At 40.9% G+C, this 14,804-nt stretch carries 15 protein-coding genes; 10 read left to right on the top strand and 5 right to left on the bottom strand.

From position 1 onward, the window contains the following. Nucleotides 1–3 precede the first annotated feature (3 nt). From EHR06_RS11535 to EHR06_RS11490, 10 genes are all read left to right on the top strand, one after another. Nucleotides 4–1,281, top strand: coding sequence for an acetyl-CoA hydrolase/transferase family protein (locus EHR06_RS11535; RefSeq protein WP_135757138.1), 1,278 nt, complete (start codon nt 4–6; stop codon nt 1,279–1,281). 207 nt (nt 1,282–1,488) lie between these two features. Next, entirely contained in the window at nt 1,489–2,928 is a 1,440-nt protein-coding gene (gene ccoN / locus EHR06_RS11530; protein WP_135757137.1) for a cytochrome-c oxidase, cbb3-type subunit I, read from the top strand. Further along, nucleotides 2,925–3,614, top strand: a complete 690-nt coding sequence (gene ccoO / locus EHR06_RS11525; RefSeq protein ID WP_135757136.1) for a cytochrome-c oxidase, cbb3-type subunit II — start codon at nt 2,925–2,927, stop codon at nt 3,612–3,614. The genes ccoN and ccoO overlap by 4 nt, the downstream gene beginning before the upstream one ends. Nucleotides 3,615–3,622: 8 nt before the next feature. Beyond that, a complete protein-coding gene (locus EHR06_RS11520) occupies nt 3,623–3,769 on the top strand; it encodes a cbb3-type cytochrome c oxidase subunit 3 (RefSeq protein ID WP_020768294.1) in 147 nt (48 codons plus the stop codon). A 1-nt stretch (nt 3,770) separates the two neighbouring features. After that, a complete protein-coding gene (locus tag EHR06_RS11515; protein WP_135757135.1) occupies nt 3,771–4,304 on the top strand; it encodes a cbb3-type cytochrome c oxidase N-terminal domain-containing protein in 534 nt (177 codons plus the stop codon). Between the two features lie 36 nt (nt 4,305–4,340). Further along, nucleotides 4,341–5,708 (top strand): cytochrome c oxidase accessory protein CcoG, encoded by a 1,368-nt coding sequence (gene ccoG / locus EHR06_RS11510; RefSeq protein ID WP_135757134.1) that lies wholly within the window; start codon nt 4,341–4,343, stop codon nt 5,706–5,708. After that, nucleotides 5,698–6,183 (top strand): FixH family protein, encoded by a 486-nt coding sequence (locus EHR06_RS11505; RefSeq protein WP_135757133.1) that lies wholly within the window; start codon nt 5,698–5,700, stop codon nt 6,181–6,183. Before ccoG ends, EHR06_RS11505 begins: the two co-directional genes overlap by 11 nt. After that, nucleotides 6,180–8,645, top strand: coding sequence for a heavy metal translocating P-type ATPase (locus EHR06_RS11500; RefSeq protein WP_135757132.1), 2,466 nt, complete (start codon nt 6,180–6,182; stop codon nt 8,643–8,645). Before EHR06_RS11505 ends, EHR06_RS11500 begins: the two co-directional genes overlap by 4 nt. Continuing rightward, nucleotides 8,642–8,800 carry a cbb3-type cytochrome oxidase assembly protein CcoS gene (ccoS, locus tag EHR06_RS11495; protein ID WP_008591697.1) on the top strand — a complete coding sequence of 53 codons (159 nt, stop codon included), beginning with the start codon at nt 8,642–8,644 and terminating at the stop codon, nt 8,798–8,800. Before EHR06_RS11500 ends, ccoS begins: the two co-directional genes overlap by 4 nt. A 9-nt stretch (nt 8,801–8,809) precedes the next feature. Then, the gene (locus EHR06_RS11490; RefSeq protein ID WP_135757131.1) at nt 8,810–9,562 is read left to right on the top strand and encodes a sulfite exporter TauE/SafE family protein; all 753 of its coding nucleotides are present in this window, start codon (nt 8,810–8,812) and stop codon (nt 9,560–9,562) included. 3 nt (nt 9,563–9,565) lie between these two features. On the opposite strand, the gene EHR06_RS11485 is transcribed toward EHR06_RS11490, so the two are convergent. The 5 genes from EHR06_RS11485 to EHR06_RS11465 all read right to left on the bottom strand — a co-directional run bounded on the left by EHR06_RS11485 (nt 9,566) and on the right by EHR06_RS11465 (nt 14,699). Then, nucleotides 9,566–10,234 carry a dienelactone hydrolase gene (locus tag EHR06_RS11485; RefSeq protein ID WP_135757130.1) on the bottom strand — a complete coding sequence of 223 codons (669 nt, stop codon included), beginning with the start codon at nt 10,232–10,234 and terminating at the stop codon, nt 9,566–9,568. Nucleotides 10,235–10,276: 42 nt separating this feature from the next. Continuing rightward, on the bottom strand, nt 10,277–10,957 hold the full coding sequence (locus EHR06_RS11480) for a Crp/Fnr family transcriptional regulator (RefSeq protein WP_135757129.1): 681 nt from the start codon (nt 10,955–10,957) through the stop codon (nt 10,277–10,279). A gap of 140 nt (nt 10,958–11,097) precedes the next feature. After that, a complete protein-coding gene (locus tag EHR06_RS11475; protein WP_135757128.1) occupies nt 11,098–12,486 on the bottom strand; it encodes an MBL fold metallo-hydrolase RNA specificity domain-containing protein in 1,389 nt (462 codons plus the stop codon). Nucleotides 12,487–12,621: 135 nt separating this feature from the next. After that, on the bottom strand, nt 12,622–13,344 hold the full coding sequence (locus EHR06_RS11470) for a LytR/AlgR family response regulator transcription factor (protein ID WP_135757127.1): 723 nt from the start codon (nt 13,342–13,344) through the stop codon (nt 12,622–12,624). A 5-nt stretch (nt 13,345–13,349) separates the two neighbouring features. Further along, the gene (locus EHR06_RS11465) at nt 13,350–14,699 is read right to left on the bottom strand and encodes a PAS domain S-box protein (RefSeq protein WP_135757126.1); all 1,350 of its coding nucleotides are present in this window, start codon (nt 14,697–14,699) and stop codon (nt 13,350–13,352) included. Between the last annotated feature and the right edge of the window lie 105 nt (nt 14,700–14,804).

Genomic DNA, 14,804 nt, shown 5'->3' with positions numbered 1-14,804 from the left:
GATATGGATTTACATTTTGTTTCCCCGAAAGAAGCAGTTTCAGAGATCGAAAACGACCAAAGGATTTTTATCCACAGCGTATATGCTGCCCCAAAACTTCTGATAGAAGCATTGAGTGCCAAATCTTCCGAACTACGGAATATTGAGATCGTTCATATCCATACGGAAGGAGAAGTTCCATATGCGCAAAATGGAATGGAGGCTTCTTTTCATACGAACGCTTTATTCGTGGGCGCAAACATGAGAGAAGCCGTAAAAGAAGGAAGAGCGGATTACTTGCCGATCTTTTTAAGCGAATGCCCTTCTCTATTCAGAAAAAAGATACTTCCTTTAGATGTGGCACTTATCACTGTTTCTCCTCCGGATAAACATGGATTTTGTTCCTTGGGAGTTTCCGTAGATACAAGTAAGGCCGCAGTGGATTCCGCAAACGTTGTGATCGCTCAGGTGAATCGTTTTATGCCTAGGACCCATGGGGACGGGATCATTCATATAAACAAAATCCATAAATTAGTAGAAGGTAATATTCCTCTCTTAGAAGCCTCACATGCGGAACCCGATCCGGTAGAAGCTAAAATAGGAGAATATATAGCAGGTCTTGTAGAAGATGGGGCCACTCTCCAAATGGGAATAGGTGCCATCCCGGATGCGGTCCTATCTTGTTTAAAAAATCATAAAGATCTAGGGATCCATACTGAAATGTTTTCCGACGGTGTGATCCCTTTGGTGGAAAAAGGAATTATCACCGGTAAAAACAAAAAGATCCATCCGGGAAAGATAGTCACCGGATTCGTGATGGGCACCAGAAAACTTTATGATTTCGTGGATGATAATCCGGAAGTCGTATTTTTAGATATAGGATATATTAACGATACTGCGAATATTCGCAAAAATCCCAAAGTAACCGCAATCAATTCAGCGATCGAAGTGGATCTCACCGGCCAAGTATGTGCGGATTCTATCGGAACAAGACAATATTCGGGAGTGGGAGGACAGATGGATTTTATCCGGGGAGCCTCTCTTTCAGACGGTGGTAAACCGATCATTGCACTTCCTTCCGTGACTTCTCATGGTAAATCAAGGATCGTTCCAATTCTTCAGCCTGGCGCAAGTGTAACCACTACAAGAGCACATGTTCATTATGTAATCACTGAATACGGAATTGCGGACCTTTACGGCAAAAACCTAAAACAAAGAGCGAAACTTCTTACACAAATTGCTCATCCTAATCACAGAGAATCCCTGGAAAGAGAAGCGTTCGAGAGATTCAAAGGATTTTAATTCTCAAAATCGAAAACGGAGAATTTTCCACTATACATTAGAATTTCATTAAACACTAATTTATTGACAATCAAATTCAACTCCCTACCCTCCTCTTGATAATTATCAAGACCGTTTCGAAGGAAGAAAAAGTCGGATTACTTGCGTTTCGACATTCCAATCTAAATATGGAATTATCCTTCACGGAAAAAACCGGAGAGATCAAGAATGAGTTCTTCAGAACAAAAATATAACGATACGATCGTCAAAGGATTTTTGATATCGGGATTGGTTTGGGGTGTGGCTTCCATGCTTGTGGGAGTATGGGTCGCCTTCCAAATGGTATATCCTGAATTAAATTTCGGACCCTACTTCACTTTCGGCAGGCTGAGGCCTTTGCATACGAATGCGGCTATTTTCGGGTTCGCATTAAGTATCATATTCGCAACAGGTTACCACACTGTACAAAGACTTTGTAGAGTAAGGATATGGAGCGATAAACTCGCATATCTTCACTTATCCCTCTACAACCTCACCATAATCGCTGCGGCAATCACTTTACCTTTAGGTTTAAACCAATCCAAGGAATACGCAGAATTGGAATGGCCATTGGATCTTATGATCGTGATCTGGTTTGTGATATTCCTGATCAATTATTTCGCAACGATCTTTACGCGTGAAGAAAAACAACTATATGCAGCGATCTGGTTCTATATCGCATCTTGGGTCACCATCCCGATCTTATTTATAGTTAATAATCTTTCTATTCCGGTAAGTTGGATCAAATCCTACTCCGTTTACTCGGGTGTGTATGATGCAAACATCCAATGGTGGTATGGACACAACGCGGTGGCATTCGTTCTTACCACTCCATTTTTGGGATTGATGTACTATTATCTTCCTAAACATATCAAACAACCTATCTACAGCCACAGACTCTCCATCATTCACTTCTGGAGTTTGATCTTTCTGTACATTTGGGCAGGTCCTCACCATCTACTTTATTCTCCTCTTCCTGATTGGTTACAAACGACAGGTATGGTATTCAGTATCATGTTATGGATGCCTTCTTGGGGAGGAATGTTAAACGGATTTTTAACTCTCACTCAGGCTAAAGAAAAGATCAAAACGGATGCGACATTGAAGATGTTACTCGTGGGACTTACGTTCTACGGTATGTCCACTTTCGAAGGTCCTCTTCTTTCCATTAGAGCGGTAAGCGGCTTAGGTCATAACACCGACTGGATCATCGGCCACGTTCACGGAGGAACCTTAGGCTGGGTAGGAATGATGTCGTTCGCGGTCATTTATTATCTAGTGCCGAGATTGTGGAATACGAACCTATTCTCGGAAAAACTTGCAAACACTCACTTCTGGGTCGCAACTCTCGGGATCTTATTATATATCGTATCCATGTGGGTATCCGGTATCACTGAAGGCTCCATGTGGAGAGCGATAGACGAAACAGGAGCATTAAAATTCCCGAACTGGGTACAGATTACCGAAACTTTGAAACCATATAGATTATTCCGAGGTATCGGAGGCGGTCTATATCTGATCGGACTACTCATCATGATCTATAATGTTGTCCGCACAATCCTGAACTCCGGCTCCGGATTTAAGGAAATCGATCTAAGGATCGGATCAAAAGAGGAGAAAATTGTATGAATTGGTTCGACAAATTATTGGATTGGTTCTCCGGTTTTACGGATCAGTGGGAAAAACACGGAGTTAAGTTCACTCTTTATACCACGATCGCCATCCTGATCGGTGGATTATTTGAATTGGTCCCTCCATTCTTTCTCTCGAAAACGGCGGAACCCATCCAGAACGTAAAACCGTATAACGCATTAGAATTGGCGGGAAGAGACGTTTATCAGAAAGAAGGATGTAATAACTGTCATACTCAGATGATACGTCCTTTCAAATGGGAAGTAGATCGTTTCGATCCGCAACATTCTTACGGTAAAGACGGATATTCCAAAGCGGGAGAATATGTTTACGATCACCCTTTCTTATGGGGATCCAAAAGAACAGGCCCGGATCTTGCTCACGAATCACAGATCCAACCATCTGCCGAGTGGCATAAGACACATTTGATCAATCCTAGAGATACCGCAAAAGGTTCCATTATGCCTGCTTATCCTTGGCTATTCGAAGAATCTTCCATAGTTGACGCTTCTAAGATCGCGGACCATATGAGAGGACTCCAAAAGATAGGAGTTCCTTATACGGAAGAAGATATTTCCTCTGCTTCTACCCTATTAGCGGGTAAAACTGCCGGAGATGCACTGATCGCATATCTTCTGAAGTTGGGAAGAGATACCGCCGAATTGTCCAAAAGTTTACAGTGAGGTGAAATATGGATCTAGATACATTACAAATCTATAAATCATTAAGACTTCCGATCCTGGTACTTTCCATATTTACGATTATCTTATACGTATATAGAAGTTCCAGAAAAGAAAGAATGGAAAAACCTAAATTCAGAATGCTGGAGGAGGATTAATATGAGCGATCCTAACAAGGAATTCGACGGGATCAGACAAGCGGATAACCCTCTTCCTGAATGGTGGAAATGGGTGTTCTTAGGATGTATAATTTTCGCAGGGTTTTATGCGGTATACTTCCACGTTTTTTCGGATTGGGGAACGAGCGAATATTACGCTGCCCAAATACAGGAATTTGAGAAAGAATTTCCAAACCGTAACGTTGCGGTAGAATCCAAAGATGGATCCAACCCGTTCAGAGGAAATCAAGATGCGATCAATGCAGGACAAAAAACATTCCAAACATATTGTGTTGCTTGTCATGGCCCAACAGGAGAAGGTTTAGTAGGCCCGAACCTAATGGATAAGGAATGGCTGCACGGAAACACGGATCTTGAACTTTATGAAACCGTTATGAAGGGGATTTCAATAGAGAGGGCTAAATTAGGCAGAGGACCTATGCCGGCACACGAGAACTCGCTGGGTTCCGAAAAAGTATACCAAGTGCTTGCATGGTTAGCCTCGAAAAATCCGGAGCTTAAATCTTCCAAATAAATTCAACCGTCTCAGAGGATCATAAGGAGGGGCATAATGATCATTTCAAGACCGATGCAGGGAAAGATAAGGACCGCAAGAAATTACGTCCAGGTATTCTTGGTTCTTCTCTTTTTTATAACGCCTTGGATTCGCTGGGACGGATTTCAAGTTATCCGATTGGATATACCGGATAGAAAGTTCTTTCTATTCGGTCATATTTTTATTCCACAGGAAGGATACTTTCTTCATCTATTCCTGATCGCCGCAGGACTTTCCCTTTTCTTTTTTACCACTCTAATCGGTAGAGTTTGGTGCGGATGGGCCTGCCCTCAAACGATCTACTCGGATATTTTCGATTGGATAGGAAGAAGGATCCAAGATTCCAAATACGGAAAGAAGGACGCAAATCCCGCATTAGTAATTTTAACTCATGCAGCTTGGATCTTTGTAAGCTTTGCCGCATCCTTCGCATGGATCTCTTATTTCTCGGATCCATACCAAATGATCCATTATTTCCAAAATCCTAATTTAGATTTCCCTACTTGGTCCTTATTCCTAGGATTTTTTACATTCGCGATGTATGCCGATATAGCATTCATACGGGAGCAATTCTGCAAATACGGATGTCCTTATGCACGTTTCCAAACGGTGATGATGGACAATCATTCAGTTAATATCACCTATGATTACACTCGAGGAGAACCAAGAAGAAAAGGGCAAACTAAGATAGGAGATTGTACCGCTTGTAATATGTGCCTTGTAGTATGTCCTACAGGAATAGATATCAGGGATGGAGCCAATCCTTGGTGTATCGCCTGCGGAAAATGTTCCGACGCATGCACAAAACAAATGGCTAAGGAAAATAAAAAAACACTGATCGGATATTGGTCCGAAAATCAGATCTCCGAAAAAGGTTCTTCCATCCGCTGGATACGGTCAAGGACCATAGTGTATGCACTTTTCTTAATACTAACTGTTTCCGCTATCGGCATCTTATTATCCAGCAGGGTTCCTCTCTATCTATCCGTTCTTCCGGACAGAAATATACAACCGATGCTCATCCAAAACGGGATCGTTCGGAATTTCTACGAAGTACAAATGCAGAACCTGACTTCCAAGGATAGGACCTTAAAATTCGAAATAGAAAATTCAGATCTTCAGGGAGAAAGAAGAATACTCGTAGGTGGAACGGAAGAAGCCGTTGTGGAGTTAAAAGGTAATTCCGAAGAAAGATACAGACTATTTATAGAACTTAAAATTTCGGAACAAGACGCTAAAAAAAGAAGCCATGATATCAAGCTGAAAGTGATAGACATTCAGGATTTTGAATATTCCAAATCGGAAACAGTTCCATTCCTGCTACCGGTATCTATCTCCGGCTGGAAAATACAAAACGATGAGAGGATAGTCCATGGACGTTAGTTTAAAAAGAGCATTTTGGGTGATCAAGATCGCATTTCTGGCATTGTTTGCTGCTACATTTTACACAGTAAAACTTGCATTAGCGGGACATACACCTGCTATCGATTCCAACTATTACGAAAAAGGGCTCAAATACGAACAGTCCATTCTATCTCAAAGAAAAATGATAGAGGCCGGTTACGGATTCCAAGCGGATTGGATCCAAAATCCGAATGTATTCCGATCTGGAAAACAAGAACTATATTTGGAATTCAAACATGGACAGGAAAGGATCAAAGGTGCTCAGATCCAAGTCCAGTTGGATAAAACCGCCACTGAAAAATTCAACGAGACAATCGCCTTAAAAGAGATCACTCCGGGAAAATACCAAGGAACACTTTCTATTCCATTCCCGGGAGAATGGAGAATTTCCGTCTCTGCCAAGATCCCGGAAGGGATACTGGAAAAGACAGTATCCACTAAGGTAATCCATTGAAAGTATTAGAAAACAGAACATTATGTTTTCATTGTAATACTGAAATTGACGGGGTTTCCATACGCAGAACAGAACGCGGAGTTGAAAGAGAATATTGCTGTAACGGATGCGCGGAGATCTCTCATCTATTACTCGAAAACGGACTAGACAAATTCTATCAGATCAGAGGATCCCAGTCCTTAGAACCGATCGATAAAGAGATCCAAAAAATTTCCCCGGAAGAATTGGATAATGAATCCGTATATTCCGAATATCTAGAAAAGAGGACCGGCGCGGATTCAAATGTTTATATCACAGTCACCAACCTGCATTGTTCCGCCTGTGTATGGCTGATCGAAACCGTTCTCACAAAAACGGAAGGTGTCCAAGAAGCAAGGATCAATTTTGGAACAGGAAGACTCAAAGTAGGATTCGATCTTTCTAAGATCACACTAGGGAAAATTATCAAAACGATCGAAAGTTTGGGATACAAAGCCAAACTATATTCTCCCCTAAAAGCTGAATCCAAGGTGGAGAAACCCTTCCAAGAACTTAGCATTCGGATGATAGTAGCAGGCTTTTGTTGGGGGAATATCATGTTATTCTCCGCGAGCCTATACGCAGGTTACTTCGAAGGAATGGAATTCAATATTAAAAATTTATTCCATTATATATCCTGGATATTCGCTACGCCGGTCTATTTTTATTCGGGTTATCCTTTCTGGAAAGGAGCTTACGAATCCTGGAAAAGAAAACTCCTCGGAATGGATACATTATTATTCGCAGGAGTAAGTCTCGCCTACTTCTATAGTATCTATGTAACCGTTTCCGGAAAGGGAGAAGTTTATTTCGACTCGGTTTGCACCATCTACTTCTTCATATTACTTGGAAAATATTTCGAGGCGATGATCCGTTACAAGGCGGGCGCTAAAATAGGGGAATTACTCTCCCTTCTACCCGAAGAATACGAAGTATCCAAAAAAGGGATCTGGTCCAAACATTCCGCCTCCTCTATCGAAAGAGGAGATATAGTCAGATTATCCCTGGGAAGTAAGGCCCCGGTAGACGGGATCTTAGAATCCGAAACTGCATTTTTCGACGAATCCGTTTTGACAGGAGAAAGTAAACCGATCCGAAAATCCAGAGGAACAGAGATCAAAGCAGGTTCAGTTTCACTTTCCACGGATATAAAATTCCAGGCGAAAGGAAATGCAAACGAAAGTTCACTCGCACAGATCGGAAGAATATTAGAAGATTCTTTATTAACAAAACCAAAAATACAAAGAAGTACCGATAAACTGGCGGCAGTATTCATAAAAGTAGTCTTGTTTGTTGCGGTCGGAACGTTTATCTACTGGTTTAATTCCCATTCCACAGAAGAAGCGATCTTAAATACGATCAGCGTTCTGATCGTAGCCTGCCCTTGTGCATTAGGACTAAGTGTGCCTGCGGCATTAGTAATCAGCCATCTACTCCAATCCAAAGAAGGGGTCCTCGTCAAAAATCCGGAGTCCGTGGAAATTTTAGCGAAAGCAAATCGGATTTTCTTCGACAAAACAGGTACATTGACCACAGGAAAATTGGAATTAAATGCGGAGAAGTATTTCGCGTTAGAGGAAGATCCTTCCAAGTTTAGAGAGACCGCGATCCGATTGGAGTCTAACTCATCTCACCCGATCGCAAAATCGATTATAGAAGCTTTCGCAGGTGAAACACCGCGGTTCTTAGAAGAAATCACTACGGATGATACTGCAGGCACTTCCTCGGACAACCTCGCAGGTTGGAACTCCTACAAAGAGATTCCAGGAGAAGGAATGGAGGCTAAATTCCAAGACAAGATCTATCGTATCGGTAAGAAAAATTTTGCCTGGGAAAATAAACCTGAAAACGACGGCTGGATCCATCTATCCGAGAATGGTATACCTTTAGTCGCCTGGGAATTTAGAGATAAGGCAAGAACGGAAGCAAAAACTTCCATCCAAGAACTAAAATCACTTTTTCCTAATATGGAAATTTTGTCCGGGGATATTCCTTCCAAGGTTGAAACTCTATCCAAAGAACTCGGCATTCAAAATTATAAGGCAAATCTAACGCCTATCCAAAAGAAAGAAAGGATCATAGAGGCCCAATCTTCCGGAGAAATAGTAATCATGGTGGGAGACGGGATCAACGATTCCGCATGTATCGCACAGGCGGATCTCGGGATCTCTATGGGAATGGGCTCGGATCTTTCCTTGGATAAATCGGATATCATACTCGTAAAAGATAGGTTGGATTCCCTTCCCAAATCGGTATTGATCGCAAGAAAAACAAGAAAGGTCATTCTGCAGAATATCTGTCTTTCTCTAGTTTATAATTCCATAATGATCCCTTTAGCGGCAGGAGGATTAATGCTTCCCGTGATCTGTGCCGGTTTTATGACATTAAGCTCTTTGACCGTAGTATTAAATTCAATTTCTTTAAAAAATAGGGTATTTACATGAACGCTTTGTATCTTACGATCCCGATCGCATTAGTGATCTCCTTCGGAGCATTTTACGTATTCCTGCTCAATTTCAAATCGGGACAATACGAAGACATAGAAGGCCCTAAATACAGAATGTTATTCGAAGAAGACAAACAGGAAAAATCGAATTAGGAGTTTATAATGGAACTGATATCTGCGATATTATTCGGATCTTTTTTAAACGGACTAACCGGTTCTTTCCATTGTTTGGGAATGTGTGGTCCTTTGGCGGGAAGTTTAAATCTTTCTCTTTCCCCTGCGGATAAAAAAACAAGCCCGGTTCTATTACAAATTTTGTATAATCTGGGAAGATTGGTCTCTTACACTTCCATCGGATTAGGTTTTGGATTTTTGGGGAATATTACGAACCAAAGTCTTTCCTTGCTGCTCCCCGCTCAAGAATTTGCAGCTTGGTTCGGAGTGGCGTTCATTCTACTCTTCGGGATTTCCATTTTATTCCAAAAGGATTGGACCCAAAATAGATTTTTCACCAAAGTATTTTCCAAGGTCGGATCAAAACTTTTAAGGTCCAGGGAGAATAAAAGCCCGCGCTCTCGTTTAGCGATAGGTTTTATGTTCGGGATGTTGACCGGGTTTTTACCCTGCGGGATCTTATATCCTGCATTCGTAATGGCATTTGCAACAGGATCCCCTGCATTCGGCGCCTTAAGTATGTTCTTCTTCTTTTTAGGGACCTTCCCTTTATTATTCGGATTCGGTTTAGGATCCAGAATGATCTTGGCAAAATTCGGGAAGGACAAACTTAAACTCGCAGGTTTTGCGATCATTCTACTTTCTATTTCTCTAATGTTATTCAGAATGAATCATACTCATAATCATTCCGAACCGGGAGGAAAAATGGAAGAAGGCGGCCACCATCACCACCATCATTAAATTTTAAAATTCGGAGAATTCCCTGGATCTTTTTTCGGGGAATAGATACCATCTTTGGATCGCTTCCGATACCATAAACCATTTGGTATTATCTTCAAAATGACTGGGAGATCCGGGTACAAAATATACCCTTTTGACTGAACTCTCTATTTTAGAAAGAACGGAACGATTCACTATCCTTCCAGTAAAATCAAGTTCGCCTAAAATATTTAAAACGGAAGCATTTAAAAATTTGCCGCTGTATTCCTGAAGACCGTTCCCTATCAGTATGAGACTTTCCACAGGAGAATCCGAACTTCCTGCGGCCCGGAACATTCTACCCGCAATTGCAGAGGAACCTATATAAGAAATTTTCAAAGAATCGGCGCCTTCTATATTTTTGATCTGTTTAGTGATCTCTAAAAGACGATCGGATAAAAGACTTGTATCGGAACGATTTGCATGAATTTCCCTTTCTTCCTGAGTCAATAAACCTTTTAGAAAAAGAGTAGCCACTCCCCTTTCATTCAGAAAATTTCTCATCCTAGAAAATCTGTCCGCAAATTTGTCGTCCTTCTCATCCAAGACAAGGACCGCTATAAACGCGGCCCTGCTTGGGATAAAAAGTTCTCCTTTTAGTTGGACCCGATTTACTTGAAAGTCGAGAGTGGTTTGAAGATCATACCGGACCATTTTATAAAACTTTAATTTTCGATTTAGAAAAGGTTCGGATGTTTAATCCAATAAACGAAGAAGAGCCTCTTCATTTTTGATCACTATTTTTCTTTTGTCTATTTCCACCCAACCTCTGCTTTTAAAATCAGCTAAGGCACGAACCAAGGTCTCTGTAGTCACTCCGATCATGGATGCCATGATCTCACGAGTGAATGGAAGATCTTCTTCCGAGTCTTGGGATTCAGATAATTGTAGTAAAAATTCCGAAAGTTTAGCGTGAACCTGACGAGTTCCCAAAGAGTAGATCTTATTCTCCGCTTCGACCGCTTCGATGGTCACTTGTCTGAATACTGAATTTTGGAATTCAGAATCCGAGTTTAGAAGTCTGCGAAGTTCCTCTTCCTCCACAAAAAGTACTGTGGATTCTACAAGAGCAACCGCATGGTGCAGATAATTTCCGCCGATTGCAGCGTCTCTGATCCCCACCCAGTTGCCGGGATGATAAATTTTGAATGTATGCTGTTTTTCTCCGGAACCGGAAGTTCTATAAGATCGGATGGAACCGGTCTCGACTATATAAAATCCGTTTGCCTGTTCTCCCTGAGAGAATAGGATCTCGTTTTTGGAAATCTTCCTACGGGTAAAATTAACTTCATGGTGGTGGAGAAGGTTTTCTTTTGGAAAAATTTCTCTTGGTAAAACTCGGTTTGTTTCGGGTGCGATTTTTACTGCGCTGGTCATATTTCAAGTCCCTTCTATATGTCGATGTTCTTACCATACGTGAGAAAAAAGCAAAGGTCAAGGGCCGGTGGGAGATCCTGCCGATTGGAGTGATTTCCTGCGGATTTCCAGGGTGAAAATTCCAGGCCCTAAATCGCGGATCACACTTCGAATTCGAAAACTTCTCCCCTTTCCGGGATCCTGGTTTCCCAGCCGTATTCCTTGCGGATCCGATTTCCTAAGATCCTGCTTGCATCCTCTTCTCCATGCACAATGAACACTTCTTTTGGCGGGGTTTTGATCTTGGATAACCAACGGATAAGTTCCGTTTGGTCCGCATGAGCGGATAGGCCGTCTATATTCTGAACGTCGCATCTGACTTCGTGGTACTTGCCTCGGATCTTGATCTCAGTATCTCCTCTTAGAAGTTTATTCCCTCTAGTTTCCCTTGCTTGGTAACCTACGAATAATACTAAAGAATTAGGATCTCCTAAAGAATGTTCCAAATAAGAAAGTACCCTTCCACCGGTAGCCATTCCACTTCCTGCAATCACAATTTTAGGACCTCTTTTGTTTGCGATCTTTTTGGTCTCGGCAGATTCAGTGATGCAGAATATATCCTCTTTAAGTTCTTCCAACTCATCATCCTTTAATTTATGCCACTCTCTTCCATAAATATTAAATAAATCTAAAACTTTGGAGCCCATAGGAGAATCCATATAAACTGGGATATTAGGGATCTCTCCTTCTTTCATCAATTTCCAGATCAGATACATAACAGCCTGAATTCTCTCTACTGCAAAACATGGAATGATAATTGTTCCTTTAGAAGTGGAAAATTCTTGGATCAACTGGGCTAGACGTTTGATCGGATTTCCTCTGTGGATCCGATTTCCATAAGTGGATTCGATTAGGATAATATCTCCTTCCTCCGGTTTTTCCGGAGCAAATAAAAGAGGATCCTCATCTCTTCCAATATCTCCTGAAAAAATAAGGGTCTTACTTCCTATCTTCAATTCAATGAAGCTTGCTCCCAAAATATGTCCGTTATATCTGAAACGAAATCGAATATTCGGCTCTAGATCGAACCATTCTCCTATTTCTACCGCTTGGAATAATTTGATCGTTTTTTCCGCGTCATCACTATCGTATAAAGGAAAGGCAGGTTTATGTTTGGAATATCCGCCTGAATTTGCGAGTTCCGCATCTTCTTCCTGTAATTTTGCGCTGTCCTTTAGGACTATATTAGATACATCTAATGTAGGCTTGGTGCCGAATATTTTACCCCTAAATCCCTTTTTAACCGCTCTGGGCAAATACCCGCAGTGGTCCAAATGTCCGTGGGTAAGAAGAATATGATCAATTTCAGTCGGAAAAAATTGGTCGGAGTCCCAATTCAAAAGTCTTAGTTTCTTTTCCCCTTGAAAAAGTCCGCAGTCGATCAGGATCGTTTTACCGAACGCTTTTACAAGGTATTTGGAGCCGGTAACCGTTCCTACTCCTCCTAAAAATTGTAAACTGGCGAGACGATCCTCTATCTGGTTTTCCACTTTATATTCCCCTTTTGGCGCGAGTCTTCTTGAGCGCCGTAAAAGGAGAAGGATAAGTAAATTTTTTTCCTAAGTCAATGCCAAAGAGGGAATTCGGGGAAATCCGTTCTTAAACGGTAAAATTACAGGGAGAAATTATAGAAGTTCTTTGATCTTGGAAATATATTTTCTTCCTACAGGAAGTTGTGTTTCATCCTCGTCCTTCAAATGGACCGAATAATTCCCCATATTATCACTTTGTAAATGAGATAACTTTTCCAGATTAATTATGTATTGTTTATATATTCTTAAAAACTTGCTGGGAGGAAGTTTTTGCTCCAGACTTTTTAAGGACTTGTAGGTTACATATTGTCTTTTTTCGGTATGGACCACGCTAAAATTATCTCTGGAAGAAATATAAATGATCTCTCCATAAGGGATCAAAAAATGATTTTCCTTTTCTAAAATAAAAAGCCCATGCTCATTAAAAACATTCTTAGAAGGTTTATCTGCTTCATTTCCTAAAATTTCCAAGGCACGATCTACCGCCTTAAAAAATCTTTCTTTAGAAAACGGTTTGAGCAGATAATCTATCACTCCGAATTCGAATGCTTCGATAGCCTTGTCTCTTAACGCGGTGATAAATATGATATACGGAGGATTTTCCAGTTTTTCCAGAATATCCAAACCGGAGAGGATAGGAAGATTGATATCCAAAAACGCAAGATGAAACTCTTCATTTTGCAGATATTCGAGGGCCTCTTCCCCGTCTTTTGCGACTTTTACTAATTTTAATTCAGGTCTGGCTAAACAATAATTAACGAGTAATTCCCTGGTAGGAGCTTCGTCTTCGACAATAAGTGTTTTCCATTCTGCCATATTTTTTAATTTTTCGCGGATTTAAAACCGATAGTGACGATCGCGCCGCCCTCTGGATGATTTTCAATTTTTACTTCCGAATCGTAAAGATAAAATTTCAGACGTTCCGAGATGTTCGCGATACTTCTAGAATGGATATTTGCGTCACTCAACCCTTTTCCATTGTCTCGAATGGTCACCAAAGTTTTTCCATCTTGGATAGAAGCTTTTACACTGATCTTTCCTTTTCCTTTTCTATCTCTTAGGCCGTGGATATATGAATTTTCCACAAGAGGCTGCAAGGTCAAAGGAGGGATCTGGCATTGTTTAAAATTTCCCAATTTTTCCGATTCCACTTCTAAGAAGTCGGAAAATCTAAGCTTTAGAAGTTGTAGATAATTTTCCATAAATTCCCATTCTATGTCGAAAGGAACAAGCTGCTGATTCGCCTGGTCCATTAGAAATCTGTAATTATCCGCAAGCATCAAAATGGCGGAATCCGCAAGTCCTGGATTTGTCTGCAGATAAGAATGGATAATACTCAAAGTATTAAAAAGAAAATGGGGACTCATCCTATCTTGGAGGATTTTGAGATTATTCTCCGCGTGTCTTGCCTTCTCCTCTGTTTCTTTTCTTTCGGTAATATCGTTGCGGATCGCCAGATATTGGTAAGGTTTCCCGTTACTGTCCAGGATGGGAGAAATGGTCGTGTCCACCCAGTAATATCTTCCATCTTTCGCCTTATTCTTAATCTCTCCCTTCCAAATTTTTCCTTTCGCGATCGTCTTCCAAAGATCCCTAAAAAACTCCTTAGGATGGTAACCTGAATTGATGATACGATGGTTATGACCTAAAAGTTCATCCCTCGAATAACCGCTTATATCGCAGAAGTTTTGGTTTACATAAATAATTGTCCCGGCCTTATCGGTGATCGCAACGATGGAGACTGCGTTAAGTGCAGTTTGAAAATCGGAAAGTTCTTTTAAGGAGCTTGTTAATTCTCTTTCTATCTCCTTGGTCCTTGTGATATCCACTCCTACGAACCAATTCGTAGAACCGAAAAGAGGGAATTCAGAGGAAATATTTGAAAGAGAAACTAACTTTAATTTTCCCTCCTTAGAAAGAAGATCCAATTCCCAATTTTTAAATTCGGAATTTAGAAGTTCAGGATTGAATCCGGAAGATTCTCCTTCTTCTTTTACCTGGATCAGATCCTTAAAGGAGAAGTTTCGGTCGTTCAGAATTTCTTCGGAAGAAAATCCTAAAACTCTTTCACATTCATAGTTCCAGGAAACGGGCCTAAAATTCTCATCCAAAGAAAAGAAGAGGATAGGCATATTATCCAAAACTTTTTTCATTCGTGCTTCGCTTTCCATAGACCTGAAAAAATTCCTTATAATACCTCAGGATCTTTCGGAAAATCCGCAGAAGAACGAGGGTTATTTTTAAATTAAAAAATAACCCTCGGTTTTTACTATTTC

Origin of the sequence: Leptospira dzoumogneensis (genome assembly GCF_004770895.1) — a bacterium.
GTDB lineage: Bacteria > Spirochaetota > Leptospiria > Leptospirales > Leptospiraceae > Leptospira_B > Leptospira_B dzoumogneensis.
Note: the sequence above shows the minus strand (reverse complement) of the source record. Positions and strands in the feature narration are given on the sequence as shown.

Coding starts and splice junctions, on each gene's coding strand:
- ccoS (WP_008591697.1), top strand. CDS start 8,642: ATGAACGCTTTGTATCTTACGATCCCGATCGCATTAGTGATCTCCTTC.
- ccoO (WP_135757136.1), top strand. CDS start 2,925: ATGAATTGGTTCGACAAATTATTGGATTGGTTCTCCGGTTTTACGGAT.
- EHR06_RS11515 (WP_135757135.1), top strand. CDS start 3,771: ATGAGCGATCCTAACAAGGAATTCGACGGGATCAGACAAGCGGATAAC.
- EHR06_RS11520 (WP_020768294.1), top strand. CDS start 3,623: ATGGATCTAGATACATTACAAATCTATAAATCATTAAGACTTCCGATC.
- EHR06_RS11485 (WP_135757130.1), bottom strand. CDS start 10,234: ATGGTCCGGTATGATCTTCAAACCACTCTCGACTTTCAAGTAAATCGG.
- EHR06_RS11490 (WP_135757131.1), top strand. CDS start 8,810: ATGGAACTGATATCTGCGATATTATTCGGATCTTTTTTAAACGGACTA.
- ccoG (WP_135757134.1), top strand. CDS start 4,341: ATGATCATTTCAAGACCGATGCAGGGAAAGATAAGGACCGCAAGAAAT.
- EHR06_RS11470 (WP_135757127.1), bottom strand. CDS start 13,344: ATGGCAGAATGGAAAACACTTATTGTCGAAGACGAAGCTCCTACCAGG.
- ccoN (WP_135757137.1), top strand. CDS start 1,489: ATGAGTTCTTCAGAACAAAAATATAACGATACGATCGTCAAAGGATTT.
- EHR06_RS11480 (WP_135757129.1), bottom strand. CDS start 10,957: ATGACCAGCGCAGTAAAAATCGCACCCGAAACAAACCGAGTTTTACCA.
- EHR06_RS11505 (WP_135757133.1), top strand. CDS start 5,698: ATGGACGTTAGTTTAAAAAGAGCATTTTGGGTGATCAAGATCGCATTT.
- EHR06_RS11535 (WP_135757138.1), top strand. CDS start 4: ATGGATTTACATTTTGTTTCCCCGAAAGAAGCAGTTTCAGAGATCGAA.
- EHR06_RS11465 (WP_135757126.1), bottom strand. CDS start 14,699: ATGGAAAGCGAAGCACGAATGAAAAAAGTTTTGGATAATATGCCTATC.